This is a genomic window from Armatimonadota bacterium (genome assembly GCA_031459765.1).
In the GTDB taxonomy this organism is placed as follows: domain Bacteria; phylum Sysuimicrobiota; class Sysuimicrobiia; order Sysuimicrobiales; family Kaftiobacteriaceae; genus Kaftiobacterium; species Kaftiobacterium secundum.
This window is the reverse complement of sequence record JAVKHY010000014.1, coordinates 1-25,982: the sequence shown is the minus strand read 5'-3', so window position 1 is coordinate 25,982 and position 25,982 is coordinate 1. Positions and strand designations below refer to the sequence as shown.

26 protein-coding genes and 1 tRNA gene are annotated in these 25,982 nt (G+C 69.7%); 13 read left to right on the top strand and 14 right to left on the bottom strand.

Going from position 1 to position 25,982, the window contains the following annotated elements; all coding sequences use genetic code 11:
* Positions 1 to 26 precede the first annotated feature (26 nt).
* From QN141_12490 to QN141_12470, 5 genes are all read right to left on the bottom strand, one after another.
* Positions 27 to 953 (bottom strand): acetamidase/formamidase family protein, encoded by a 927-nt coding sequence (locus QN141_12490; GenBank protein ID MDR7559294.1) that lies wholly within the window; start codon positions 951 to 953, stop codon positions 27 to 29.
* Positions 950 to 2,563: an ABC transporter substrate-binding protein gene (locus tag QN141_12485; protein ID MDR7559293.1), complete on the bottom strand. Its 1,614-nt coding sequence runs from the start codon at positions 2,561 to 2,563 to the stop codon at positions 950 to 952. The genes QN141_12490 and QN141_12485 overlap by 4 nt, the downstream gene beginning before the upstream one ends.
* Before the next feature lie 28 nt (positions 2,564 to 2,591).
* Positions 2,592 to 3,512 carry an ABC transporter permease gene (locus QN141_12480; protein ID MDR7559292.1) on the bottom strand — a complete coding sequence of 307 codons (921 nt, stop codon included), beginning with the start codon at positions 3,510 to 3,512 and terminating at the stop codon, positions 2,592 to 2,594.
* A 7-nt stretch (positions 3,513 to 3,519) separates the two neighbouring features.
* Positions 3,520 to 4,401, bottom strand: coding sequence for an ABC transporter permease (locus tag QN141_12475; GenBank protein ID MDR7559291.1), 882 nt, complete (start codon positions 4,399 to 4,401; stop codon positions 3,520 to 3,522).
* Between the two features lie 232 nt (positions 4,402 to 4,633).
* Positions 4,634 to 8,170, bottom strand: coding sequence for an AAA family ATPase (locus tag QN141_12470; protein MDR7559290.1), 3,537 nt, complete (start codon positions 8,168 to 8,170; stop codon positions 4,634 to 4,636).
* Between the two features lie 161 nt (positions 8,171 to 8,331).
* Here QN141_12470 and QN141_12465 point away from each other — a divergent pair, with 161 nt between their 5' ends.
* The 3 genes from QN141_12465 to QN141_12455 are packed head-to-tail and all read left to right on the top strand — an operon-like array spanning position 8,332 to position 11,774.
* Positions 8,332 to 9,909, top strand: coding sequence for an ABC transporter substrate-binding protein (locus QN141_12465; protein ID MDR7559289.1), 1,578 nt, complete (start codon positions 8,332 to 8,334; stop codon positions 9,907 to 9,909).
* 55 nt (positions 9,910 to 9,964) lie between these two features.
* Positions 9,965 to 10,894: an ABC transporter permease gene (locus QN141_12460; GenBank protein ID MDR7559288.1), complete on the top strand. Its 930-nt coding sequence runs from the start codon at positions 9,965 to 9,967 to the stop codon at positions 10,892 to 10,894.
* 10 nt (positions 10,895 to 10,904) lie between these two features.
* Positions 10,905 to 11,774, top strand: a complete 870-nt coding sequence (locus QN141_12455; GenBank protein MDR7559287.1) for an ABC transporter permease — start codon at positions 10,905 to 10,907, stop codon at positions 11,772 to 11,774.
* Here QN141_12455 and QN141_12450 read toward each other — a convergent pair.
* From QN141_12450 to QN141_12430, 5 genes are all read right to left on the bottom strand, one after another.
* Positions 11,771 to 13,261 carry a tripartite tricarboxylate transporter permease gene (locus tag QN141_12450; GenBank protein ID MDR7559286.1) on the bottom strand — a complete coding sequence of 497 codons (1,491 nt, stop codon included), beginning with the start codon at positions 13,259 to 13,261 and terminating at the stop codon, positions 11,771 to 11,773. The two genes, QN141_12455 and QN141_12450, sit on opposite strands and share 4 nt — an antisense overlap.
* Positions 13,258 to 13,749, bottom strand: coding sequence for a tripartite tricarboxylate transporter TctB family protein (locus QN141_12445; GenBank protein MDR7559285.1), 492 nt, complete (start codon positions 13,747 to 13,749; stop codon positions 13,258 to 13,260). The genes QN141_12450 and QN141_12445 overlap by 4 nt, the downstream gene beginning before the upstream one ends.
* Positions 13,750 to 13,752: 3 nt before the next feature.
* Entirely contained in the window at positions 13,753 to 14,736 is a 984-nt protein-coding gene (locus QN141_12440; GenBank protein MDR7559284.1) for a tripartite tricarboxylate transporter substrate binding protein, read from the bottom strand.
* Between the two features lie 225 nt (positions 14,737 to 14,961).
* Positions 14,962 to 15,180, bottom strand: coding sequence for a hypothetical protein (locus QN141_12435; GenBank protein MDR7559283.1), 219 nt, complete (start codon positions 15,178 to 15,180; stop codon positions 14,962 to 14,964).
* A gap of 170 nt (positions 15,181 to 15,350) precedes the next feature.
* The gene (locus QN141_12430; protein MDR7559282.1) at positions 15,351 to 15,719 is read right to left on the bottom strand and encodes a 4Fe-4S binding protein; all 369 of its coding nucleotides are present in this window, start codon (positions 15,717 to 15,719) and stop codon (positions 15,351 to 15,353) included.
* 208 nt (positions 15,720 to 15,927) lie between these two features.
* On the opposite strand from QN141_12430, the gene QN141_12425 reads away from it, so the two are divergent.
* The 3 genes from QN141_12425 (at position 15,928) to QN141_12415 (ending at position 17,661) form a co-directional block, all read left to right on the top strand.
* Positions 15,928 to 16,644: a GntR family transcriptional regulator gene (locus QN141_12425; protein ID MDR7559281.1), complete on the top strand. Its 717-nt coding sequence runs from the start codon at positions 15,928 to 15,930 to the stop codon at positions 16,642 to 16,644.
* A gap of 139 nt (positions 16,645 to 16,783) precedes the next feature.
* Entirely contained in the window at positions 16,784 to 17,170 is a 387-nt protein-coding gene (gene queF, locus QN141_12420) for a preQ(1) synthase (protein MDR7559280.1), read from the top strand.
* Positions 17,140 to 17,661: a QueT transporter family protein gene (locus QN141_12415; GenBank protein ID MDR7559279.1), complete on the top strand. Its 522-nt coding sequence runs from the start codon at positions 17,140 to 17,142 to the stop codon at positions 17,659 to 17,661. Before queF ends, QN141_12415 begins: the two co-directional genes overlap by 31 nt.
* An 8-nt stretch (positions 17,662 to 17,669) precedes the next feature.
* Here QN141_12415 and pruA read toward each other — a convergent pair whose 3' ends face one another.
* The 3 genes from pruA to QN141_12400 form a co-directional block, all read right to left on the bottom strand.
* Complete coding sequence (pruA, locus tag QN141_12410) at positions 17,670 to 19,220, bottom strand: L-glutamate gamma-semialdehyde dehydrogenase (protein MDR7559278.1); 1,551 nt, start codon at positions 19,218 to 19,220, stop codon at positions 17,670 to 17,672.
* A gap of 27 nt (positions 19,221 to 19,247) precedes the next feature.
* Positions 19,248 to 19,688: a response regulator transcription factor gene (locus QN141_12405; GenBank protein MDR7559277.1), complete on the bottom strand. Its 441-nt coding sequence runs from the start codon at positions 19,686 to 19,688 to the stop codon at positions 19,248 to 19,250.
* Between the two features lie 96 nt (positions 19,689 to 19,784).
* On the bottom strand, positions 19,785 to 19,997 hold the full coding sequence (locus QN141_12400; GenBank protein MDR7559276.1) for a hypothetical protein: 213 nt from the start codon (positions 19,995 to 19,997) through the stop codon (positions 19,785 to 19,787).
* Between the two features lie 293 nt (positions 19,998 to 20,290).
* Here QN141_12400 and QN141_12395 point away from each other — a divergent pair, with 293 nt between their 5' ends.
* The 4 genes from QN141_12395 to QN141_12380 all read left to right on the top strand — a co-directional run bounded on the left by QN141_12395 (position 20,291) and on the right by QN141_12380 (position 24,193).
* Positions 20,291 to 20,944 (top strand): response regulator transcription factor, encoded by a 654-nt coding sequence (locus QN141_12395; GenBank protein ID MDR7559275.1) that lies wholly within the window; start codon positions 20,291 to 20,293, stop codon positions 20,942 to 20,944.
* Positions 20,941 to 22,494, top strand: a complete 1,554-nt coding sequence (locus tag QN141_12390) for a histidine kinase (protein ID MDR7559274.1) — start codon at positions 20,941 to 20,943, stop codon at positions 22,492 to 22,494. The genes QN141_12395 and QN141_12390 overlap by 4 nt, the downstream gene beginning before the upstream one ends.
* A 70-nt stretch (positions 22,495 to 22,564) precedes the next feature.
* The gene (locus QN141_12385) at positions 22,565 to 23,029 is read left to right on the top strand and encodes a hypothetical protein (protein ID MDR7559273.1); all 465 of its coding nucleotides are present in this window, start codon (positions 22,565 to 22,567) and stop codon (positions 23,027 to 23,029) included.
* A gap of 15 nt (positions 23,030 to 23,044) precedes the next feature.
* A complete protein-coding gene (locus QN141_12380) occupies positions 23,045 to 24,193 on the top strand; it encodes a hypothetical protein (GenBank protein MDR7559272.1) in 1,149 nt (382 codons plus the stop codon).
* 8 nt (positions 24,194 to 24,201) lie between these two features.
* Here the strand turns inward: QN141_12380 and QN141_12375 are convergent.
* Positions 24,202 to 24,293 (bottom strand) — tRNA-Ser (locus QN141_12375).
* A 123-nt stretch (positions 24,294 to 24,416) separates the two neighbouring features.
* Here QN141_12375 and QN141_12370 point away from each other — a divergent pair.
* The 3 genes from QN141_12370 to QN141_12360 all read left to right on the top strand — a co-directional run.
* Complete coding sequence (locus tag QN141_12370; protein MDR7559271.1) at positions 24,417 to 25,160, top strand: ZIP family metal transporter; 744 nt, start codon at positions 24,417 to 24,419, stop codon at positions 25,158 to 25,160.
* A gap of 8 nt (positions 25,161 to 25,168) precedes the next feature.
* The gene (locus QN141_12365; protein MDR7559270.1) at positions 25,169 to 25,522 is read left to right on the top strand and encodes a nitroreductase/quinone reductase family protein; all 354 of its coding nucleotides are present in this window, start codon (positions 25,169 to 25,171) and stop codon (positions 25,520 to 25,522) included.
* Positions 25,523 to 25,530: 8 nt separating this feature from the next.
* A partial coding sequence (locus QN141_12360; protein MDR7559269.1) for an HAD hydrolase-like protein occupies positions 25,531 to 25,982 on the top strand: 452 nt, incomplete at its 3' end.

Below are 25,982 nucleotides of genomic sequence, written 5' to 3'. Positions count from 1 at the left end.
GCGGCGCTTCGCGCCTCGCGGCGCCATCAGGCGAAGATCGCCTTGGGCAGGTACGCGGAGACGACCCAGTTCGGCTGATCCACCACCTCGCTGATCCTCAGGTCCACGGCCACGCTGCACAGGGCGTAGGCCAGTTCGGGTGCGAGCCGATACTCCCGGTCCAGGTAATCGATCATATCCCGCACGGCGTCTTTGGCCGCGACCATCAAATCGGGAGCAATCCCGGTCGTGGCGTGATAGCCGCGCTCATCGCCGTGGCGTGTTGGAGCCCTCTCACACGCAAACTGCGGGCGGCGCAAATGCGCCGCCTTCATCAGATCGAACCGCAACCGGATCGTCATCGGCGATTCGACCGCCGTGCCGCAGACTTCGCCGTCGCCCTGCGCGGCGTGGGTGTCGCCGACGGAGAACAGGGCGCCGGGAACCTGCACGGGCAGCCAGAGCCTGGCGCCCCGGGTCAGGTCGCGGATGTCCATGTTGCCGCCGACCTCCCGCGGAGGGACCACGGAGTGGAGCCCCGGGGCGGCGGGGGCCACGCCGATCGTGCCCGGGAAGGGGCGCACGGGAAGGCGGATGCCGGGGGCGAACTCGACGCCCCCGGCCCCGTAGTGCGAGATGTGCAGGAACGGCTTCGGGAACTCCTCCGCCAGCAGGCCGAAGCCGGGGATGATCGCGGTCCAGCCCCAGCCGCTGGTCTCAAAATCGAGGATCTCCACGAGCAGCGCGTCCCCCGGCACGGCCCCCTCGATGTGGACAGGGCCGGTTACCGGGTTCACGCGGGCGAAATCCAGCGCCGCCACGTCCGCCACGGTGGAAGACCGGTTCAGTTGTCCGCCACTCGCATCCACCACCTCGAAGGCGATGACCTCGCCCGGCGCGGCGCGCAGCACCGGCTCGAAGGCGTTGTTCCACCCGAAGTGGTGGCGCTCGCCGTGGATCGTGCGGTGGGTCATCGCGTCAGCACCCGCACCTCGTCGTAGTGCACCGGGATGTGGATCGGGTCGACGAAGATCCCCTTCACCCCGCCCAGCCGCGCGCTGTGCATGGTGTACCGCCGCTCGTTGAAGATGGGGATCCAGGGCGCGTCGTCCATGATCTTCCGGTAGATCTGCCGGAACCGGGCCGACCGTGCCGCGGCCTGGGCGGGCTGCACCATGGCGTCGGCCTCTTCCACCATCTTCTCCACCTCCCGGTTGCAGTACCACGCCCAGTTCCAGGTCCCGGGCGCCAGCGCGGCGCAGGAGAGGATCGGCCAGTAGAAGTTGTTCGGGTCGGGGTAGTCGGCGATCCAGGCCATGCCGCCCGACCAGATCAGCGGCGCCCCACCCTTCGTGCCGCCGGCCTCGATCACCGTGCTCTGGGCCAGCGTCTTCAGTTCCACCCGCACGCCGATGGCGGCCAGGTCCTGCTGGATGGCCTGGGCGATTCGCGGGTTGGGGTCGGTGTTGTTGGCGTACAGGGTGGTGCGGAAACCGTTGGGGTACCCGGCTTCGGCCAGCAGTTTCTTCGCCTGCTCGCGGTCGAAGGGGTAGCCCTTGTAGTCCTTGTCGTAGCCGGGCATGAGCGGGGGCAGGATCTGGTTGGCCGGAGCGGCCCGGTTGTTGATGATGCGGACGATGCGGGTTTTGTCGATGGCCATGTTCAGCGCCCGCCGGATGCGCACGTCGTTGAGGGGCTCGACCTGGGTGTTGATCGTCACGTAGCCCGTCTGCAGCTGGTCGCCGACGGCGACGAGCCTGCGCAGTCGGGGGTCGGCCATGACCCTGACGAAGTCGGCGGAGGGGATGCCGTCGCCGAGGATGTCCACCTCGCCGCGCTGCAGGCGCAGGAACGCCACGTTGGGCTCCACGCCCACCTGGAAGACGATCTCGTCCAGGAAGGGCCGCCCCTTCAGGAAGTAGGTCGGGTTGCGTTCCAGGACCAGGCGCTGGCCGAGCACCCACTCCTTGACCCGGAAGGCGCCGGTGCCCACCGGTTTATGCCCGAAGTCCGCGCCGAGTTTCGCCACCTCCTCTTTCGGCACGACGTGGCTGAAGTTGAGAGCCATGGTGTGCAGGAAGGCGGCGTTGGGCTTGTCCAGGGTGATGGCCACGGTGTACTTGTCCACGACCTTGATCCCGGCGACCTCCTTCGCTTTGCCTTCGCTGAAGGCGCCGGCGCCCCGGATGCCGCCGTAGAAGCCCGCGCCGGGGCTCTGGGTCTTGGGGTTGAGCACCCGCTCCAGCGTGTACTTCACATCATCGGCCACCACCTCGCGGCCGTTGTGGAAGCGCACGCCGCGGCGCAGCCGGAAGGTGTAGGTCCGGCCGTTGGGCGAGACGGTGTAGGATTCCGCCAGATGCGGGACGAGGGTCGTCGTCGCCGGCTCGTAGTCCATGAGGCCGTCGGCGATGGACTTAATGATCGACCAGTTCTGCCAGTCGTAGCCGATGGCCGGATCGAGCGTGCTGACGTCGTCCTTGAAGGTGACGACCATCGTGGTCCGTCCCTGGCCCCACGTCGGCGGCCCCGACGGCACCAGCAGGGCGAGCGCCACGATGATCACCAGCCATCCCTTCTTCATTCCTTCACCTCCCCAGGTGGATTTCCGGTCAGCTGTACCGGATCTTGGGATCGAGCAGCGGATAGACGAGGTCGGCCAGCAGGTTGCCCAGCAGGATGGCGGTGGCGGAGACCAGCACCACCCCCATGATCACGGGGATATCCACGATCTGGATGGCCTGCCAGGCCAGCTGGCCGATGCCCGGCCAGCTGAAGACCGACTCCACCACCACCACCCCTCCCATGAACGTCCCGAAATCGAGCCCGACCATCGAGACCACCGGCAGCAGGGCGTTGCGCAGGGCGTGTTTGCCGATCACCCGTCCCTCGCCCGCCCCCTTGGCCCGCGCCGTGCGCACGTAGTCCTGGTGGATGACGTCCAGCATCGCCGAGCGCATCATGCGCGCGTACCAGCCTCCTCCGGCGATCCCCAGCGTGACCGCGGGCAGGATCAGGTGCGCCAGGGACCCGTATCCGCCCAGCGGGAAGAGCGGCCACTTGTAGGCCAGCAGGTACAGGAGGAGGAGGCCGACGGCGAACTGCGGGGCGGAGACCCCCAGGAAGGCGCCGACCATCACCGTCCGGTCGAAGGCCCCCTGCCGGCGGACCGCGGCGAGCGTGCCGGCCGGCAGCCCGATGAGCAGCTCGACCGCGATACCCCCGACCATCAGCAGGAAAGTCGCGCCCAGCCGCGAGGCCAGCAGCGCTTCCACCTCGACCTTCTGGGCGTAGGACCGCCCGAGGTCGCCCTGCGCCAGCCGCGCCAGGTAGCGCCCATATTGCACCAGCAGCGGCCGGTCCAATCCCAGTTCGGCGCGGATGCGTTCCACGGTGTCGGCCGTAGCGCTGCGGCCGGCGATCATCCGGGCCGGATCGGCCGGCAGGGCGTACAGCAAGAGGAAGGTGACGAAGGTCACGCCGAGCAGGATCAACACCGACTGGGTCAACCGGCGGAGCAGGTAGGCGCCCACGGTGGTCTCAGCGCCTCCCCCGCAGCGTCGGGTCCAGGGCGTCGCGCAGCGCGTCACCCACCAGGTTGAAGGCCAGCGAGGTGAGCAGGATGGCCGCGCCCGGGAAGGCCACCAGCCAGGGCGCCTCCAGGAAGTAGGACTGGCTCTCGTTGATCGCGCCTCCCCAGCTGGGAGTCGGCGGGCGCACGCCGACGCCGAGGAAGGAGAGGGCCGCTTCGAACATCACGGTGGTGGAGATGCCGAGCGTCCCCCAGACCAACAGCGTCGGCAGCAGGTGGGGGAACAGATGCCGCCAGAAGATGCGCGGGGTGGGCACGCCCAGGGCCCGCGCGGCGTCGATGAACTCGCGCCCGCTGATGGCCAGGACCTGGCTGTAGACGACGCGGGCGATCCACACCCAGTTCACCATGCCGATGACCAGGGCCACGATCCACAGACTCGGACGGAGGATGGCGGCCAGGGCGATGGCCAGAATGAGGGCGGGGAAGGCCATCATCAGGTCGGTGAAGCGCATGAAGACCGTGGCCGTCCACCCCCGGAAGTAGCCGGCGACGGTCCCGATGGCCGTGCCGATGGACAGCGCCGCGACGTTCGCCGCCACGCCGATCAGCAGGCTGACCCGCGCCCCGTAGATGAGCCGGGAGAGCAGATCGCGCCCCAGCAGGTCGGTGCCCAGGTAGAACCGGGCGTTGGGCGGGAGCGGCCGTCCTTCCAGGGTGAGCCCGTCGAAGAACTGCTCCGCCGGATCGTAGGGCGCCACCCACGGCGCGAGCAGGGCCAGGACGACGACCAGTCCGATCACCACCAGGCCCAGCAGCGCCGAGGGATTGGCCCGCAGGCGCCGCCACACCGTCGGCGGCCGGCGCACCGCCGCCCCGGGGGCAGGCACCAGGGGACCGGCAACCGGGAGGTGTTGTTCTGAAGTGATTGCGCGCTCCGAATCCACTGAATGAAAACACAATTACCTCACGTCGCAGGCTCCTCCTCCCCTTCTTCCGATGAAGCGGGGCGCCCGACAGCGCGTGCCGGGGAAGGGGCGGAAAAGTTCTCGGGCGCTCATATGTGCCGGCGCTGTCCGCGGCGAGGGAGTGCGACCCGAACGGAATTCCGGGCCGAGAACTTCAGGCCCCGCCGGGGGAGCGGGCCGGCGTCGGCGGGAGTTCCTCCAGGGTGCGGTCGATGGCCTGAACGAAGTAGGCGGCGCCCATGGCGGCGAACTCCGAGCGGGCGCGCTCCAGCATCTCGCGTCGGCCCAGGGCTTCGCCGTATTTCATCAGGACCAGGGCGAAGTCGATGCGGTACTCCTGGACCTCGAGATCGGCGACGCTGGCGCGGAACAGTGCTTCGGCCTCGTTCAGCCGCCCCTGGGCGGCGCGGATGCGGGCCAGCGTGGCGCGATGGGTCGGCCGGGAGACGTTGTCCCACTCCCCCAGGAGGCCGAGGGCCCGCTCGGCCAGGTCGGCCGCAGCCAGCAGCTCGCCCTTGGCCAGGGCGACCTCGGCCTGCGTCCGGAGAAAGTTGGGGTGGTCCGACGTCAGACCGTGCTGGCGCCGTACGGCCAGCGCCTTGCGGATCTCCTCCTCCGCCTCGGCGGTCTTGCCGTGGCGCAGGTAGTGCATCGCCAGATGGCGGCGGATGGGCGCCTTATCGGAGGGATTTCCCAGCTCCGAGACGACCCTGATCACTTTGTGGTGCAGGGCGACACACTCCTCGGCCCGGCCTTCCAGATGGGCGATGATGGCCAGCCCGAAGAGCGCCTTGGCCTCCGAGATCCGCTCGTGGTGCGCCCGGCCCAGGCGCAGCGCCTCGTCCAGCGTCGTCTTCGCCTCGGCGATCCGGCCGCCGTCGAGCAGGGCGCGCCCCAGCCAGGCCAGGGTTCTGGCCTCCCCCATCCCATCGCCCATCTCCCGGTACACCTCAAGGACCCGTCGGTACGCCTCTTCGGCGATCCGGAGGCTCCCGCGGAGGTCGCTGGTCACCCCGCCCAACACCTCCAGCGCCTCCGCCTCGCCCCGGCGGTCCCCCAGCCGGCGGAAGATCTCCAGGGCCCGGCGCAGTGCCGCATCGGCGTCCTGCAGCCGTCCCTTGTCGTACTCGGCATAGGCCCGGTTCAGCCAGGCCCGGGCCACAAGGTCGTCCCGGCCCAGCGCCGGGGCCTGATCCAGCACGGTCTGCGTGGCTTCGAACACCGTCTTCGGTGCCGGCAGCCATTTAACGACGTCGGAGTACTCGACCAGCAACTCCAGGTACAGCGGCAGATCGGCGGTCAACCCGACGTGTCGGACGATGTGCAGGGCCCGCTCGTAGAGCCCCTGCGCCTCGGGCAGCGTGCGCAGGTGCATGGCGCGGGTGCCGGCGGCCCGCAGGGTCAGCACCGCCCGGCGGGCTAGGTCCTCCGCCCGGTCGCCGGTATCGAAGGCGTTGCGCCAGGCCTGCTCGTAGTGGTAGGCGAGGACGCCGAGCATCTCCTCCACCGGACGGCGCGTGGCGTTCTTCAGCCATTCGGCGAAGCGCAGGTGCCGGACGCTGCGGGCCAGCTTGGGGACCAGCGAGTAGGCGACCTCGCGGATCAGAGCGTGTTTGAAGGCGAATTCCCGTTCGCCGGCGAGCCGCGGCTCTCCGGGTCCGGGGGCCAATCCGAGCAGGTCGGCGCGCGCCGCAGGCTGCCAGTGCTCGCCGGCTTCCAGCAACGCCAGCTGCCGGGGCGTGGGGTCGGGCAGGGGAAGGAATTGCTGCTGCACCCGGCGCTGGTCCCCCCCGTCGCGCAGTTCTACGACCAGATCGCGGTCCTGCAGGCGCTGCAACGCCGCCTCCACTTCGTCCCGGGGCAGCTCATCCATCGCCACAAGCGCATTGAGCCAGAAGACCCGTCCGGCCACGGAGGCGTCCAGGATGACGCGTTTCTCGACGGGCGTGAGCAGATCCAGCCGCGAGGCTAGGATGCCGTGGATCGTGTCCGGGATCCGGATCTCCACCGTCGGCGACGCCAGGCGCCACCCTCCCTCGACGCGGACCAGTTCCCCGCCCTCGATCAACCGGCGCAGGATCTCTTCGATGTAGAAGGGGTTGCCTTCGGCCCGGGTCAGGATCGCCTCGCGCACCTCGGCGGCCAGCGGCTCCCGATGCAGCAGTTCGAAGACCAGCGATCGGCCGACCTCCTGGCGCAGGGGCTGGAGCTGCAGGCTCGTGTGGCTGGGCAGGCGCGCTCCCCAGGTCGCCCGTCGTTCGAGCAGCTCGGGACGCGACAGACACAAGGTGAGGATCGGCACGTCGGGTCCGGCCACGGCCACGCGCTCAAGGAGGTCCAGCAAACTTTCCTGCGCCCAGTGCAGATCCTCGAAGATCAGTACGAGCGGGGCACGGTGCGCCAGGGCGTTGAAGAAGGCGCGCACGGAGGGGATCAGCACGTCCGGTCCCCGGCCCGGGCCGGCGGACGGGACGTCGACGCCGGCCGGGTGCTCCGCGACCTGCTTGAGCGCGTTCAGCCGGTCGCGCCACATCGTCTCGTAGGCCCTGCCCGCGGAGAGCCCGAGCAGCGCCGCGAGGTCGGCGGTGATGGTGTCCGCCGCCTCCTCCCCCAGGATCGGGACGACCACCCGGCCTGCGGTGGCGCGCAGTTTCTCCAGCATCTCGGCGGGGGCGTCGGTATCGGTGATGCCGCACTCTTGCCTGACCATCTCCACCAGCGGCCAGTACGTCAGCCCCTCGCCGTAGGAGGGACAGCGCCCGCGCAGGACCTGCGGCGGGGCGGACTCGGCCCGGATCAGCGCGGCAAACTCCTCGACGAGCCGGCTCTTGCCCACCCCGGCCGCGCCCATCACCGTGACGATGTGCTGTCGGCTGCTTTCCACCACCCGGTGGTACAGGGCCAGGAGGAACTGCAGTTCGTCGTCGCGACCGACCAGGGGCGCCCGCAGGCGCTTGGCCCTCTGGCCCTCGGCGATCATCACCACCTGCCAGCGGGGCACCCCGGCGAACTCGTCGTCGGCGGCCGGGAGCGGTTTGAACTCGCCGTGCAGCCGCAGGGCGCGGAAGGTGCGCTCGTCGATGACCACGGCGTCGGGGGGCGCCTGCTCCTGCAGCCGGTAGGCCAGATTCACGGCTTCCCCCGTGACCATGGACTGTCCGGCCTGGACCGCGCTGGGATCGGCGATGACTTCGCCGGTGGCGATGCCCACCCGCAGGTGGAGGTCCAGCCCCCGGGCCTCGTTGAGATCGGCCATCCGCCGCTGCATCGCCACGGCCGCGCGCACCGCGCGGTCGGCGTCGTCCTCGTGCGCGGTGGGCAGCCCGAACACGGCCATCACCGCGTCGCCGATGTACTTCTCAATCACGCCGCCGACCCGCCCGACCTCCTCCCGCATCGCCCGGTAGTAGTGCCCGCTGATGGCCCGCATCGGCTCGGGATCGGTGCGCAGCACCAATCGTGTGGATCCCACCAGATCGGCGAACAGGACGCTCAGCACCCGCCGCTCGGTCCCCGCGGCCAGGGCCAGGGGCGCCCCGCAGCGCACGCAGAACTGGGCGGCGAGGGTGTTGGTCGCTCCGCAGTTCGGACACCGCCGGGTGAGCGCCGTCCCGCAGCGCATGCAGAAGCGCGCCTCGGGGGGGTTGTCCTGGCCGCAGCTGGCGCAGCGGATCGCGGCGGGGGGAGGCATGATGCTCCTAGTGTACAACGCGTTCGACGGCGGTGTCCCTCCCCGACAGAGGATCGGGGCCGGGACCTGTTCGGTGGATCCCAGGACACGGAGGGATGGCGGCCCGGGCGCCGTAACTCTTCCCACATCCGTACCTGGCGGTTTACCTGTGGGAAGGAGGGGTGGCTGTGCTCAGGGCTCTGGTACGCCTCGGCGTTGTCGCGGCGCTGATCGCCTCAGCGGTAGGAATGCAGAACGTTCCGGCGGGCGCTCAGGCCGTGCCCCGACAACTGCGCATCGCCGTCGGCATCGACGCCGACACGCTGGACCCGGCGGGGGGCACCACAACGACGGTCAACAATATGGTGGACTACTTCTACGAGACCCTCGTCGATGTGGAATCCGTGCCGGGCGAGGTCCGGCCGAAGCTGGCCACGCGCTGGCAGGTGGCCCGCGACGGCCGCAGCATCACCTTCCAGCTCCGGCCGGGCGTCCGCTTCCACGACGGGTCCCCGATGAACGCGGCGGCGGTGAAGGCGACCATCGAGCGGCTGCTGGACCCCAAGGTCAGGAACCCCAACCGCTATCTCTTTGCACCGATCACGGCCGTCGAGACCATGGGCGAGCTGAGCCTGCGGCTCCAGTTGAGCCAGCCCAGCCCCTTCGTCCTGACGGGGCTGGGGACGACGACGGCGGCCATCCTGTCCCCCGCGGCGGTGCAGCGTGCCGGCGACCGGTTCAGCGTCGCCCCCGTCGGCGCCGGGACCGGACCCTACATGTTCAAGGAGTGGCGCCGCGGCGAGAGCATCCTCGTGGAACGCAACCCGAACTACTGGGGGAAGAGGCCGGTCTTCGATGAGGTGCTCTTCCGCGTCGTGCCCGACGCCGGCACCCGGCTGGCCCAGTTGCTGGCGGGTGACGTGCACATGGCGATGCTGCCCCCGGCTCCCGACGTCAAAGGGTTGCGGCAGAACCCGCGGGTGACCGTGGTCGAGGCGGCCACCGACCGGACGATCTTCCTTGTGCTGAACAACCAGTGGGGCCCCTTCAGAGACGTGCGCGTCCGTCAGGCGATGAACTACGCGATCAACAAGAAGGCCATCCTGGCCAGCGTCCTCTTCGATCTGGGGACCGTGGCCGTCTCGCCGTGCCCGCCGATGATGTTCGGCGGGGTGGCCGTGCAGGAGGGGGGCTGGCCCTACAACCCGATCAAGGCGAAGCAGCTCCTGGCGGAGGCCGGCTACCGGGACGGCTTCGAGGTGAACTTCTTCTCGCCCACGGGCCGGTACATCCAGGACTTCCAGTTCGCCCAGGCCGTGGCCGCGCAACTGCGCAACGTCGGGGTCCGGGCCAACCTCAGCACGATGGACTGGCCGTCCTATGTGAGCACGGTCGTCGCCCCGCCGGACCGGACGCGCGTCCAGATGATCGTCCTGGGCTGGGCCTGGCCCGTGCTGGACTGCGACGGGGCGCTCTACGGCCAGTTCCACTCCGGGGCGGCCCACCCGCCGAAGGGACTGGGACCGGCCTTCTACAGGAACCCCCGTGTGGACCAGCTGCTGGACGAGGCGCGCAGCACCATCGACGACGCGAAGCGCAAGGAGCTGTACAGGGAGGCGCAGCAGCTTATCTGGAACGACGCGCCCTGGGTGTTCCTGTGGACGCAGAAGTGGTACGTAGCGACGGTCCGGAATCTCAAGGGCGTGCGGGTCCTTCCCATCGAGAAGTGGGACACGAGCAACGCCACGTGGGAGCCGTAGACCGAGGCACAGGTGGTGGGGGGGCCGTCGCCGCCCGGCGGCGGCCCCTTCGCTGATGTCGTCCCTCGGTCTCTACCTGCTCCGCCGGGTAGCCCTGACGGTCCCCACGCTGCTCGGGGTCACCGTTGTCATCTTCCTGCTGATCCGGCTCATTCCGGGGGACCCCGCCCGTCTCATCGCGGGGTTGACCGCCTCCGACGAGGAGGTGCGGCGTATCCGGGTCGAGCTGGGGCTGACGCGGCCGATCCACGTCCAGTACGCCCTCTACCTCGGGCGGTTGATCCGCGGAGACCTGGGGACCTCCGCCGTCACACGCGCGCCGGTGGCGGAAGAGATCCGCTGGCGGCTGGGACCGACGGTCGGGCTGGCGGTGGCCAGCACCGTCGTGGCCGCCGTCCTGGGGCTGGCCGCCGGAACCGTCTCGGCCGTCCGCCGGAACTCGGCCCTGGACTACCTGATCATGAGCGTGGCGCTCTTCGGGGTCTCCATCCCCGTCTTCTGGCTGGGGCTGATGCTGATGTTGCTGTTCTCCGTCTACCTGGGCTGGTTTCCGGCCGGCGGGTACGGCGGCCCGGCCTCCTACGTGCTCCCGACCATCACCCTGGCCGCCTTCTCGATCGCCATCGTGGCGCGGATGACGCGGAGTAGCCTGCTGGAGACCTTCCATCAGGACTACGTGCGGACAGCGCGGGCGAAGGGCGTCCATGAGGCGGCGGTCACGCTCCGGCACGCCCTGCGGAACGCGCTCATTCCCGTCCTGACCGTCGTCGGCTTGCAGTTCGGGGCGCTGCTGGGCGGCGCGGTCCTGACCGAGACCACCTTCGCCTGGCCCGGCATCGGCCGGCTCCTGGTCAACGCCATCACCTCCCGCGACTATCCGGTCATCCAGGGGATCATCCTGATCTTCGCCGCCCTCTACGCCGCCATCAATGTGCTCGTCGACCTCCTCTACGTCTATGTCGACCCGCGCATCCGCTACCAGTGACTCCTCCCTGATGCCGTGGCCGCACCAGGGGGCCCGACCGCGGCGGATCGGCGTCCTGCGCCGGCTGGCCCGCCGCCGCACGGCCGTCCTGGGCCTCCTCATCCTCGCCGCCTTCGTCGCCGCCGGGATCCTCGGTCCGCTCCTGCTGGCCGACGATCCCAACGCCGCCGATTTCGAGCAGGTGCTGCGGCGGCCGTCGCTCGCCCACCCCCTGGGCACCGACCAGCTCGGCCGCGACCTGCTGACGCGCATCGTCTACGGCACGCGCGTTTCCTTTCTCATCGGCTTCCTGGCCGTGGCGATCTCCGCGGCCATCGGCGTGCCGGTCGGGCTGATCTCCGGCTACCGCGGCGGAGTCGTTGATCTCCTCATCCAGCGGGTCGTGGATCTGCTCCTGGCCTTCCCCGGCTTCTTGCTGGCCCTGACCCTCATCGCCGTGCTGGGCGTGGGCGTGACCAACGTCGTGGTCTCGGTGGGACTGGCCTCGGCGCCGGTCTACATCCGTCTGGTGCGGGCCGTGGCCCTGTACATCAAGGAGCAGACCTACATCGAGGCCGCCCGGGCCCTCGGTGCGGCGGAGAGCCGCATCGTCCTCCGGCACGTCCTCCCCAACAGCCTGGCCCCGGTGATCGTCCAGTCCACCCTGCAGCTGGGCACGGCCATCCTGACCGCGGCGGGGCTGGGCTTCCTCGGCCTGGGGGTGAAACCGCCGACCCCGGAGTGGGGGACGATGCTGGGGGAGGGGCAGACCTATCTCTTCTCATCGTGGTACATCGCCACTTTCCCGGGTTTGGCGATCTTCCTGGCCGTCATGGCCTTCAACCTGCTGGGCGACGGCCTGCGCGACGCCCTCGACCCCCGGCTGCGTACCGGAGCCTAGGCGGGACGGGGACGGAACAGGCGGAGCAGGGCGGGCGACAGGAGGGAGAGCACGGACAGCGCGATCAGGGTGGCCGTGATCGGACGGGTGAAGAAGATCAGCGCGCCGGTCTGGCTCATGATCAGCGAGCGCCGCAGGTTCTGTTCCATGAGGTCTCCCAGGACCAGGCCCAGGACGGCCGGACCCAGCGGGTAGGCGTTCTTCCGCATGTAGTAGGCGACGAGACCGAGGGCGGCCATCACCAGCAGGTCGAAGGCGCTGAAGTTGACGGCGTAGGTGCCGATGACGCAGATGGCCACGATCAGCGGGTAAAGCACGGACTGCGGGATGGAGAGGATGCGCACGAAGAGGCCGACCAGCGGCAGGTTGAGGATGAGCAGGATCAGGTTGCTCACGTACATGCTGGCCACCAGCCCCCAGACCACATCGGGGTGGTCGCGGAACAACAGCGGTCCGGGGACCACGTTGAGGACGAGCAGGGCGCCCAGCATCAGGGCGGTGGTGGAGGAGCCGGGGATCCCCAGAGTGAGCATCGGGATCATGTTGCCCACGGCGGCGGCGTTGTTGGCCGACTCCGGCGCCGCCACCCCGCGGATGTCGCCCCTGCCGAAGGTGCTCGGGTCCCGCGCCAGCTGCTTCTCCACGCTGTAGCTCAGGAAGGAGGCGATCGTCGCCCCGGCCGCGGGGAGGATGCCGATGTAGAACCCGATGACGCTGCCGCGGATGATGGCCCAGAAGGACTGCAGGAAGTCCCTCACGCCGAGCCAGATGCGCTCCAGCTTCACGGGCCTCCGGGGCGCCCCCCGGAGCTCCTCCACGGAGAGCATGATCTCGGAGATGGCGAACAGCCCGATCACCACCACGACGAAGTCGATGCCGTCCAGCAGGTAGGGGATGTTGAAGGTGAAGCGCGGCACGCCGGTGACCAGGTCGGTGCCGACGGTGGCCAGCATCAGGCCGAAGCCCATGGAGAGCAGCGCTTTCACCAGCGACTCCCCGGCCAGGCTGCTCACGGCGGACAGCCCGAAGAGCATCAGCCCGAAGTACTCCGGGGGGCCGAAGGTCAGTCCCCACGCCGCCAGCAGCGGGGAGAAGAAGGTCAGGGCGATGATGGACAGCGTCCCGGCGATGAAGGAGCCCACCGCGGCGATGGCCAGAGCCGGTCCGGCCCGCCCCTGCTGGGCCATGGCGTAGCCGTCGAAGGAGGTGACCACCGAGGAGGCTTCGCCGGGGACGTTCATCAGGATCGAGGTGGTGGAGCCCCCGTACATCGTGCCGTAGTAGACCGCGGTGAGCATGATCATCGCCGAGGCAGGCGGCAGCTTGAAGGTTAGGGGGAGCAGGATGGCGATCCCGCCCACCGGCCCGATCCCGGGGAGCACCCCGACCACCGTGCCGAGCAGCGCGCCGGCGAAGGCGAGGCCGAGGTTCTCCGGCCGCAGGGCGACCTGGAAGCCGAAGAGCAGGTGCTGCCAGACGTCGATCACCGGCGGAGCCACTCTCCGGGGGGGAGCCGCACGTCCAGCGCGCTGAACGCGTAGTACAGTCCCGCGGTGAAGATGACCGTATACAGCGTCACCTTCCACCAGGGACGGATCTCCAACAGGCGCAGGGCCGCGGCCAGGAACAGGGCCGTACTCAGGGGAAAGCCCAGCCGGTCGAAGAGCAGGACGTACCCGAGCAGGAGGCCCCACAGCGCCGCCGCGGTGAGGTATCCTGCCCAGGTGGGCCGGTGTGCGTCCGACGGGCGAAAGGACTGAAAGAACAGCCAGGCGCTGCAGGCGAGCATGAGTCCGCCGATCATCAAGGGAAAGGTGGCCGGGCCGAGGGCTTCGCTGCGGAAGCGCGGCGGCTGGAAGGTCAGGGCGTATCGGACGTACAGCGCGGAAATGCCGAAGATGATGAGGGCCGCGAGCCGGTCGCTGCGCCCGCCCTGTCTCAGGGGGCGTGCGGCCGGCCCGCGTTCAGCTGCCATGCCCTACTTGACGAACCCGAGGTCCCGCAGGAGCGTTTCGAAGCTCTTCGTATCCTCTTCCAGGAAGCGGCGGAAGCGGTCGCCGCTGACGACGAACGAGAACCACTGGGTGTCGTTGAGCACTTTCTCCCAGCTCTTCGTCTTCGTCATCTTCACCAACGTCTCTTCCCAGAACTTGACGGCGCTGGCCGGCATCTCCGGCGGCCCGTAGAAGCCCCGCCAGATGGGGAAGGTCACGTTGTACCCCTGCTCCGCGGCGGTCGGCACGTTCCGGAACGCGCCGCCCAGACGCTGCTCCGAGAAAATCGCCAGCACCCGCACCGCGCCGGCCTGGAGCTGGCCGATGACCTCGGAGGCCCCGGTGGAGAGGACCGTGGCGCTGCCGCCCAGGAGCGCGGCCATAGCCTCGCCGCCCCCCTGGAAGGGAATGTAGCGGACCTTCAGCGGATCGACCCCGCCTGCCCGGGCGGCCTTGGCGAAGATGATGTGGTCCATGCTGCCCGGGGCACTCCCGCCGGCCACGACCCCGGCGCCGGGATCCCGCTTCAGGACCTCCAGGAGCGTGCGCAGGTTGTTGATTGCGGAGTCCTTGCGCACGACCAGGACGCCATAGTCGGTGCTCAGGGCGGTGATCGGAACGACGTCCTTGTAGGAGTAGGGGGTGTTGCGGTTGACGATCGTCAGGGTCAGCGCGGGGGAGAAGGCGACGAGCGTGTAGGCGTCTCCCTTCCGCCGGGTCACGACGTGGGCGATGGCTACGGCGCCGGAACCGCCCGGCATATTGGTCACGGTGATGGGCTGCGTGACGAGCTTCTCCTCGGCCAGCGTCCTGGCCGTCAGGCGGGACAGGGTGTCCCAGCCGCCCCCGACGCCGGCAGGCGCGATGATCTCGACCGGCCGGTCGGGAAAGGCCGGCGCCGCGCCGCCCACGGCGGCCAGCCCGGCCACCAGCACCATCGCCGGCAACACTCTCCATGCCCTGCGCATCTTTCGCCTCCGTGCGGAGATAGTCACCTCATCTCTTGCACGCGCCGGGCGGGGTTCCCTCTGTTTGGTCGCGGCGACGGCGGTGGAGCAGGCCACCAGGGGTGGGAGGGGGGACGGTCGGGGATGACCCCGTTGCCCTGGCCGCGGCAGACCTCCGGGCGCCGGAAAGAGCGAGGACCCCGGCCCCCGGGGTCCTCGCTGTCCAGTGTCAGGGTGTGGAGAGCTCTACTGCGTGGGGAACCAACCCTCCCCCGACGGCGTCCAGGACTGCCCCGGCTGCGACGGCGTCTGGGGCGTTGTCGGTTCCTTCTGGGCTGCGGGCTTCCGGGCGGTGGCCCGCTTGGCGGCCGCCGGCTTCTTCGCGGCGGCCTTCTTGCGGGAGACCTTGCCCCCGGTGGCCTTCTTCCTGGCCGGTGCCTTGCTCTTCCGCGCCTTTCTCGCCACGCTGCGTCCCCCCTTGATCGGATGTATGACTCCTCCGCTCAGCCCCATTTCAAGACCCTGCGCGCCGGGTCCTGCTCAGCGCTGCGGTACCGGAAAAAATAACGGTCTCGAGAAGACGAGGAGCCGACCGGGTCCATCCGGTCGGCTCTACCGCCCTCCCGGCCCGACGTCTACTTCTTGATCCCGAACGCCGCGTACTGGAGCGGAATGTAGGCCTGCCATTGCTCGGGCACGCTGCCCTCGGGGAAGATCGCCGTGACCGGACAGACCGACTCGCAGGCGCCGCAGTCGATGCACTCCTCCGGGTGGATGAACAACTGGGCCTTGAGCTGTTCCTTGGTGATGCCCGTCTCCGGCGGGACGTGTGTGGCTTCTCCCCGCGGAATGACCTGCTTGTCCGGGCCCGCCCCGGTCGACGGATCCGGGACGACAAAGGCCCCCACATCCTCGACATACTCGTAGATGCAGTCGACGGGGCAGACCTCCACGCAGGCCCGGTCCTTGACCCCGATGCAGGGCTCGGCGATGATGTAGGTCACCTCTCCACCTCCCTCGGTATCCCCGAGAACCGCCCCACCAGCCGGTCCCAGGCTAGCATCGGCCGATCGCCCGGGGCAAGGGACCTCAGGACCCCATGACCTCAGATGCCGGAATGTAGGAACTGTGCCGGATATGCAGAATTCCTGGATCAGTATAATGAATTCCTATCTACGACGCGGACCCGGATCCTCCCCGGAGGGATCGGGGATGGGCGGCGGCGCACGCGGTCCGGCGACCGCCCCCGAGACGCCGCTGGGCCCCCCGCTGGTGCGCGAGACCGTCGGCACCGCGGTCTACCGCCGGCTGCGGGAGGCGGTGCTGACCGGCCGCATCCCTCCGGGGTCCCGGATCAACGAAGTTGAACTCGCCTCCGCCTGGCAGGTGAGCCGGACCCCGATCCGCGACGCGCTCCGCCGTCTGGAAGCGGAGGGGCTGGTGGCCGCCATCCCCGGCCGGGGGATGATGGTACCGCTTTTGCGCCGCGAGGATGTGGAAGACCTCTACGCGTTGGCGGAGGTGGTGGAGGGCCTGGCGGCGCGGCGGGCCGCCGAACGCGCCACGCCGGCGTTTCTGGCGCAGTTGAACGCCCTGATCAAGACCTACGGGGCGGCGCTGAAGCAGGAGGATCTGGCCCAGGTGGTGGCCGCGGACGACGCCATCCACACGGCCGTGGCGCAGATGGCGCAGAACCGGCCCCTTGAAGAGACGATCCGCACCCTGCGGCTGCGCCTGCGGCCGGTATACGCGGCAAGCTTCCAGCTGCGGGGGAGGGCCGGCAAGACCTTCCGGGAAATGGCCAAACTCGTCGCCGCGGTGCGCGCCCGCGACGCCGCCCGCGCCGAGGCCAGCATGCGGGAGCACCTGGCCAGCCTGGGCGGGGATGTGGCCGCCGCCTTCGACGAGCTCCACCCGCCGCCGGCGTAGCCACGATGTCCCCCATGGCTCGTCGCCGGACCCGATGCGATCCCGATGCTATACTGGTGAACGACCCGAGGCTGTGGACGCTCTGATCGGGGTGACGCTGCCGGTGGACGAGGCATCGACGGAGGCGAAACCGCGCGGTCTGGCGGTGCAGGGATACGAGGCCATCGACGCCTCGGTGCTGGAGACCTTTCCCTACGAGTACCCGGGCCGGGACGTGGCGGTGGACATCGACACCGACGAGTTCACGGCCGTCTGCCCCTGGTCGGGGCTGCCCGACTTCGGCCGCGTCCTGATCCGCTACCTCCCGGGGAAGAAGATCCTGGAGTTGCGCTCGCTCAAGTACTACCTCCTCTCCTTCCGCAACGTCGGGATCTACCAGGAGCACGCGGTCAACCGTATCCTGGAGGACCTCGTGCGGGTCGTCGAGCCGCAGTGGATGGAGGTCACCCTCGACTACAGGATCCGCGGCGGGATCCACACCGTGTGCAAGGTCTCATGGGACGCCTCAGGCCGGGCCCGACCATAGCCGAGGTCGGCGTCGTCGCGGCCCTCTATGCCGTCCTCACCGTCGTCCTCCAGCCCGCCAGCTACGGCCCCCTGCAGTTCCGCCTGGCCGAGGTGCTGAAGCCGATGGTCATCTGGGAGCCCCACCTCATTGCCGCCTTTGTCCTGGGCAACTTCCTGGGGAATCTGGCCAGCCCCTATGCGGGCCCGTGGGAGCTCATCTTCATGCCGACGGCCAACCTGGTCGGGGCCTGGGGGTGCTACGCCCTGGGCCGGCGCTGGCCTTACGCCGGGGCCGCCTTCTACGCGCTGACCATCGCCGCATCCGTGGGATTCATGCTGTCCGTCGTGCTCCACCTGCCCTTCCTGGTGCTCCGGCCCCCGTACGGAACGTTCCCGCCGCTGCTGGTGGCCGAGGGGGTCCTCATCATCGGCGGCGTCCCCATCATCCGCGCCGTCTTGCGCGCGGTGGAACCCACCCGCCGCCGCTGGCGGGCCCATCCCGAGAGCTGATCCGGCCCCTAGTGGTGCTTGATCGACACCACCTTGGGCTGCAGGAAGTACAGCAGGTAGTCGGGCCCGCCCACTTTGGCGTCGGTCCCGCTCATGTTGAACCCCCCGAAGGGGTGCACGCCGACCAGGGCGCCCGTGCACTTGCGGTTGAGGTAGAGGTTGCCGCAGAAGAACTCGCGGCGGGCCCGGGCCAGCTTCTCCGGATTGCGGGAGAACACCGCGCCGGTCAACCCGTACTCCGTCCCGTTGGCGATGGCCAGGGCGTCGTCGAAGTCCTTGGCCCTGATCACGGCGACCACCGGACCGAAGATCTCCTCCTGCGCGATGCGGGCCCGGGGATCCACGTCGACGAACACCGTGGGCTGGATGTAGTGGCCCGAGGGATCGCCCGGCTCCCCGCCGGCGGCCAGCCGGCCTTCGGACTTCCCGATCCGGATGTAGTCCAGGATCGTCTGCTTCGCCCGCTCGTTGATCACCGGCCCGGAGGGGTAATTCTCCTTGGCCGGCCCCTGCTCCAGGGCCCGCACCTTCTCCACGAAGGCCTCGACCACGTCTTTGTAGACCCCGGCGGTGGCCACCAGACGTGAGCCGGCCGAGCACTTCTGGCCCTGGAAGCCGTAGCCCGAGACCACGGCTGCGGCCACCGCCTCCTCCAGGTCGGCTTCGTCGTCGATGATCACCGCGTTCTTGCCGCCCATCTCCGCGATGCAGCGCTTCAGCCAGATCTGTCCGGGAGAGACCTTCGCCGTCTGCTCGTAGAGCCGGATGCCCACCTCTTTGCTCCCGGTGAAGGCCACCATGCGCACCCGCGGATGCAGCACCAGCGGGTCGCCGACGCTGGCGCCCGAGCCGGTGATGATGTTCAGCACTCCCGGGGGCAACCCCGCCTCCTCCATGACCTCGAGGAAGACGTAGGCGTTGGCCGGCGAGTCCGAGGAGGGCTTCATCACCACCGTGTTGCCGGCGGCGATGGCCGCGGAGGCCATCCCCACGGGAATGGCCAGCGGGAAGTTCCACGGCGGGATGACCGCGACCACGCCCAGGGGCAGGTAGGCGTACTCGCTGAACTCCTGGGGATGGGGCGCCGTCCGCTGGCCCTGCGCATAGCGAAGGGCCTCGCGGGCGAAGAACTCCAGGTGGTCGATGGTCTCCGCCACGTCGGCGTCGGCCTCGCCCCAGTTCTTGGCCACCTCGTAGACCTGCCAGGCGGCGGCCCAGAATTTGCGCCGGCGCAGCCGGTCCGCGGCCCGCAGCAGGATCGCGGCGCGCTCCTCCGCCGGCACCCGCGACCAGCGGCTGAAGGCCTCCTCCGCCGCGGCCACGGCCTGCTGGACGTGGTCGGGCGTGGCCTTCTGACAGACGGCCACGACCTCGTCTTTGCGGGACGGGTTCATCGACCGGAACTTGTCCGGGGCCGCAATCCGTCGGCCGCCGATGACGAGGGGGAACTCTCTCCCCAGCTCGCTCCCGACCTGGGTCAGCGCCGTGAGCATCGCCGAGCGGTGGGCGTCCAGCGAGAAATCGACGAAGGGCTCGTTGCGGAACTCGGGCAGGGCCATGTCACACCTCCGGAGAGTCTACCGCCATTATAGGGTCTGCGGCTCTCCCCGGCATGGCGCGGGGTTCAGGTCGGCCGATCTCTGTTCGTGCTCCGGCTCCGCCGGCGGGCGGGCTGCGGCCTGACGGATGGCCTGCAGCAACCGCTCCGTGACCTCGTGCATGGAGACGAAGGCGGCGGCCCCCGCGCCCAGCACCCGTCGTCGCGTGGGCGCGTCGTCGTGGAGGCTCAGCACCACCACGCGGCTCTCCGGTGCCGCCCGGCGCATCGCCGCGATCAGCCGGGTGTTGAGGTCCACGGATTCCAGGTGCACCAGGATGACGTCCGGTCGATTCACGGCGGCGTGCCACAGGGCGGCCAGACCGTCCCCGGCCCGGTCCAGCACCGTCAGGTCCGGGGCCAGGCCCAGCCACATCTGCAGCCCCCGTCGGATGGCGGGCTGATTCTCCACCACCAGGAGTCGGATCATCGGCGGCCCCAGACGCTGCTGGAGGGGGACCGGCTGCCCGGCCCGCCCTCCAGATTCTGCCTGATCCCGGTCTCCGGTCGGTGGGAGCAGGGCCGATTACAGGCCCTCCAACATGAAGATCTCCACCGGCTGGTCTTCCTCGGTGACGGACCGGCTGCCGGCCAGTCCCGCGCCATCCTGGTTCTGCTTGTGCAGCTGGTTGGCGGTGGCGTCGACCGGCCGCTCGATGTCGGAGAATCCGACCTCCGCGGCGAAGGCCGCCGGGGCCAGCAAGGCGACCAGCGCCAATGCGGCGAGTGTGCGCTTCATTGAGGCATCCTCCTTTCCGATGAGCCCCGCAGCGAGCGGGTCCACCGTGCTCGGCTCGGCCGGCCGTCGTTCGGGATGTTTCCGGCCGGCCGGGTCGTTGACCCGTGATGGCCAACGACTCTGAGATCCAGTACACTACAGAGTGGAAGCCCCGACGTCGAACGAACGTCCCGATCTGCGCTCCGACCTGCTGCGGAGCGGCGCTCTCCCCCACCGGATCGAGAGACCTCCGACCAAAGGCGGAGGACACGGGCCGGACGACGGCCCGATACTGGAAGGACGGAGGTCCCACCATGTCGATCCGCATCCTGGTTGCCGACGATCACGCCGTGGTCCGCGAGGGGCTGCGCATGTTCCTGGCCCTGGACCCCGAGATCGAGATCATCGGCGAAGCGGCGGACGGCGCGGAGGCCCTCCGTCTGGTCGGTGAGCGCCGGCCGGACGTGGTGCTGATGGACCTCCTCATGCCGGTCATGGACGGCATCGCCGCCACGCGGGCCATCCGCGCCGCCTATCCCGAGACCGCGGTGGTGGCGCTGACCAGCGTGCTGGAGGACGCCTCCGTCGTCGGCGCCATCCGCGCCGGGGCGATCGGCTACCTGCTGAAGACCACCGACGCCGAGGCCCTGCGCGAGGCGATCCGGGCCGCCGCGGAGGACCGCGTCCAGCTGGCTCCGGAGGCCGCCGCCCGCCTGGTGCGCGAAGTGCGCGCGCCGGACAGCCCCGAAACGCTGACCGATCGCGAGACGGACGTCCTGCGACTCGTGGCGGAGGGGAAGGCGAACAAGGAGATCGCCCAGCGTCTGGGCATCGGGGAGAAGACCGTCAAGACCCACGTCAGCAACATCCTGGCCAAGCTGGGCGTGCAGAGCCGCACCCAGGCCGCCCTCCACGCCGCGCGGATCGGCATGGTCGCCGCGCCGCCCCGGGAGAGCGCCGTCCGATGATTGCGGATACGGCGGCGCTGGCCGCGGTCTCCGCCCCCCTGGGAGCCCTGATGGAGGCCGTCATCCTCATCGACGGGCAGGACCGGATCGTCTACGCGAACCCGGCAGCCTGCCGCATCACCGGGTACACCATGGAGCAGCTGATCGGCGCGGACGCCTACGGCTCGATGCCGCCGGAAGCGCGCGCCGCGCTGCAGCGGGCGATCACACAACACGAAGCGTCGCAGCCTCCGGGCACGCTCATGCGCGGCGCCTTCGTGATGACGCGGGCCGACGGCGAGGATTACGAGGCGGAGTTCACGGCGGTGGGGCTGGTGCTGGAGGCGAACACCTACACGGTCGTGATCTTCCGCGACGTGACCGAGACGGGCCACCTGGCCCGGAGGGTCGAGGCCCTGTCGGAGATCGCCTCGCAGGTGGCGATCGCGGAGCCGCTGGAGACCACGCTGGACAAGCTGGCAAAGAGCGTGGTGCGGGCGACCGGCACGGTGGCCTGCGCCGTCGTCCTGCTCGATCACCATGGGGAGTTTCGGATGTGGGGCGCCTATGGCTTCCCCTGCGACGCGGACACCGCGGCGGGCTGGGCGGAGGCGATGCGGCGTGGCGCGTCGATGCCCTACTGTGATTCGGTGCGGAACCTGCGCTGGATGGTCTATGAGAATGCGCGTACCGCGCTGCTCAACAATCCGGCCTACGAGCCCCTTTATCCCGTCCTGCGCCAGCTCACCTGGGACACGACCATCTCCGTGCCCATGGTCTATCGAGGCCGCGCGCTGGGCGCGCTGATGGTTTTCTATCCGCGCGGGAAGAACCCCGGCCAGGCGCAGATCGCCTTTTTGACGGCGGTAGCCGGTCAGGCTGCGGTCGCCGTGGAGAACTCCCGTCTCTTCACCGAGGCCAAGGAGAAGGCGATCCTCGAGGAGCGTCAGCGGATCGCCCGGGAACTGCACGACTCGGTGTCGCAGGCCCTGTACGGCATCGCCCTGGGCGCGCGGACCGCCCGCACGCTGCTGGACCGCGCTCCGGCGGACGCCGCCCAGCCTCTCGAGTACGTGCTCTCGCTGGCCGACGCCGGGCTGGCCGAGATGCGGGCGCTCATCTTCGAGCTGCGACCGGAGACCCTCGAGAGCGAGGGACTGCTGGGCGCCCTGGCCAGGCAGATCGACTCCCTGCGCACCCGCCACGGGCTGGACATCCGGACGGAGTGGAGCGAGGAGCCGGAGGTTCCCATCGAGGTCAAGGAGACCGTGTACCGCATCGCCCAGGAGGCGCTCAATAACATCGTCAAGCACGCCCACGCCCGTCGCGTCGACCTGCGCATCGCGAACGGCGGCGATGAGCTCGTCCTGGAGATCGGCGACGACGGGGTGGGCTTTCCCCTCGAGGAGGCGCCGGGCCACCTCGGTCTGCGCTCGATGCGCGAGCGCGCCGTCCGGCTGGGCGGCACGCTGCTCGTGGAGAGCACGCCCGATCGGGGGACGCGCATTCGAGCCTCCATCCCCCGGTCAAACGGCTCCGCGGGCGCGTACGAATTCCCCTTGCGTCCGTAGACTGCCCTGGAGGCCAGTGCACCGCTGCGTCCCAGGATGCCTCTGGCCGCCGCCGAAGTCGTCGTAACGGATGTCGCGCAGGCGACGGCTGACGCGCCGGATGACGATCACCTCCACCCTGGAGGGGTTCCCGCCCTCGCGCTTGAGAAGGATACTGGCCGGGCTCGCTCAGGCCCGAGGATACCGGCTGGAGGTCAGGCCCCTCCGCTACCGAACCTCGCCGCATCTTGCCGGCCTCTGCGACTACGAGCGCCGGGTGATCACGGTCCAGGTGCCCGAACCGTTCCGCCCCTTTCGGCAGCGGATCCCCTACCGGGCGCAGCGGGTGAAAGCCCGGGGGGCGCGCGCGGACCCCTTCCGCTTCCGCTGGTTTTCCAGGGACGTCCTCTTCGCGACGAAAACGGACGTCATCCGGTTCCTGTACTGCCACGAGTACTATCACTACTACCTGCACGAGGTGCTGGGACGGAAGGGATCGGCGGAGACGGCGTGCGACCGCTTCGCCCTGCAGTGGTTCCGCCGGCGGAGACGATGAAGGGAGTGTCCGATCATGAGCGTTCGGAGCATGGCCGCGGCGTTGCTGGTGACCCTGGCGTTACCCCTTTCGGCGCTGGCCTTCGTGCCGCGCGGCGGGAACACGGTCGTGGTCGCGGAGCAGATCACCGACGATCTGTACGCCGGCGGGGGAACGGTCGAGGTCGCAGGGGAGGTTGACGGCGATGTCGTCGCCGCGGGGGGCACCGTCACGCTCTCCGGCCCCGTCGGCGGAGGCATCCTGGCCGCCGGGGGCACCGTAAACGTCAGGGGACCGGTCGGGCGGGCCCTCAGGGCCGCCGGAGGGAACGTGGTGGTGAGCGGACCGATCGGGACTGATGCCGTCCTGGCCGGCGGAAACATCACCGTGGAACGGGCGGCGGAGGTCGGACGCGACCTGGTCGCCGCCGGCGGCACTGTCCGGGTCTCGGGCGCGGTGCAGCGCAACGCCTGGCTCACGGGCGGAACGGTGACGATCGGCGGGACGATTGCGGGGAACGTGGAGGCGCAGGCGGACCGGGTCGTGCTGCTTCCGACGGCCCGCATCACCGGCAGCCTGCGCTACGGCGCGGATCGACCGCTGGAGATGCAGGCCGGGGCCCAGGTCGACGGGGGAATCACCCGGCTCGATCGCCCGTCGCGCCCGCGCCTGGTGATGAACCCGGCGGCGCGGCTACGCCTGCGGTTTGCCGGACGGATCCTGGAGGCCCTGTGGCTGCTGGCCATCGGACTCATCCTCGTCGCGATCACCCCCCGCGGCGTCCGGCACGTCCAGGAGACGGTGCGCTCCCGGTTCGGGTGGAGCCTGCTGACGGGGTTCATCCTCATGTTCATCGTGCCGGTGGCGATCGTGCTGCTGCTCGTCACGCTGGTGGGCATTCCGCTCGCCTTCGCTGTGCTGCTGCTGTACCTGGCCACGCTGTATCCCAGCCAGGTCTTTGTCTCCGCCTGGCTGGGGGACGCCTTCCTGCGCCGGCTCGGCCGCGGCCCAGGCAGGGTGTCGCCGTACGCCGCCGTTGCGCTCGGCGTGATCCTGCTGGTCATCCTTGTGGGGCTGCCCGTCGTGGGCTGGATCTTCAGGCTGCTGGCGGTGTGGACCGGCTTTGGCGCGCTGTGGGCCGCCATCTGGAGCGCGCGCGGCCGCGCCGGGCCGGCGCCGGTGTAAGCCGCATGTGGCGGAGGGGGTGGGATTTGAACCCACACGGGCCTTTTGGCCCCAGCGGTTTTCAAGACCGCGCGGATGGCCGGGTTCCCTGCACCCCTCCGCGGTCGAGCCCATTATACCCCGAATTGTGAGGATGCATCTTCCGCGATTAGGACGCCCTAATCAGACGCCGGATGTATAGTCCGTCATCTGCGGGGTGGGTAGGATTGGTGCAGGTGCGCACGTGCTGAATCTCGGCCTCGTCACTTTCTTCTCCGCCCTGGCCACGGCCGTCGCCACCGGGATCGGCGGGGTTCCCTTCCTGTTCACCAAAGGTCTGCCGGACCGGTTCCTCGGCCTGGCCTGGGGCTTCAGCGGCGGGATGATGCTCTCCGCCTCCGTCTTCAACCTCGTCTTCGAGGGCGTCAATCGCGACGGCTACACGCCCGTGGCGGCAGGAATCGCGCTGGGGGCCTTCCTCTTCTGGCTCACCGAGCGCCGGTTCGGCCACACCTCCTTCGATTTCTACCACCTGCACGGTGCTCCGGCCCGTCGGGTCGTCCTCTTCATCGGGACGCTGACCATCCACAGCTTCTCCGAAGGCATCGCCGTCGGCGTGGCCTTCGGCTCCGGAGAGGTCGCCCTGGCCGCCCTGGTCACCGTGGCCATCGCCATCCACAACATCCCCGAGGGCCTGGCGGCCTCGCTGCCGCTGCGCAGCCAGGGATTCTCCGGATGGGCCTGCGTCTGGTGGTCGATCTTCACCAGCCTGCCCCAGCCGCTCATGGCCGTGCCCGCCGCGCTGGCCGTGGCGTTCTTCGAGCCGCTGGTCCCCCTGGGATTGGGGTTTGCCGCCGGCGCCATGGGGTTTCTCGTTTTCAGCGAGATCATTCCGGAGGCCGAAAAACACAGCGGGCACGGGAACGGGGCGGCGGCCGTGGTTGCTGGCTTCCTGGTCATGATGCTGATGCAGAACGTGCTACAGTAGAAGACGCGATGTCCTCCCGGGCTCTGCGGCAGGCGCTCCGCCGGCGGAAGGAGATCTCGATCACGGTGCGGGGCCGGCGCACCGGTCGGAGGATCACCCTTCCCGTCTGGTTCGTCCTGGACGACGGCACGATGTGGCTGTTGCCGGTGACCGGGACGCGCTCCCAGTGGTTCCGCAACGTCCAGGCCGATCCCACGATCGTCGTCCGTGCCGGCGACCGGCGGGCCACCGTCACCGGAGAGCCGATCACCGGGCGCGCCGGGGTGCGTCCCGTCGTGGAGCGCTTCCGCAAGAAGTACGGCCGCGGTGACGTCTCGCGCTACTACACGCGCTTCGACGCCGCGGTGCGCGTCCCGCTCTGAGTCCCGTGGTGAGCAGGCCCGTCGTCGCCTTCGATTACGACGGCACCCTGGTGGACGCCTACGAGATCAAGCGCCACTCCTACTGGCGCGCCGTGGCCGAGACGCTGGGGCTGGACGAATCGGCCCGTCCCGTTGTCGACGCCTCCTATGCCCGGACCAGCGGCGCGCACCGTCTGCAGCAGCTCGCCGATACGGCCAAAGCGCTGGGCGTGGAGGTCGGCCCGGAGCAGGAGGAAGCCTTCTCCCGTCGCTACTCCGCCTACAACGACGCGGCCAAAGACCGGATGGTCGAGTTCCCCTCCGTCCGGCGCGTGCTCGGCGCGCTGCGGCGCCGGTTCGACCTGGTGCTGATCAGCGGTCTGCCCCACGACCTGCTCATCGCGGACGCGACGGCCCGCGGGCTGGCCGGCTTCTTCAGCCTGATCGAAGGCGGCGACAAGGACCGGACCTTGCGGCGGCT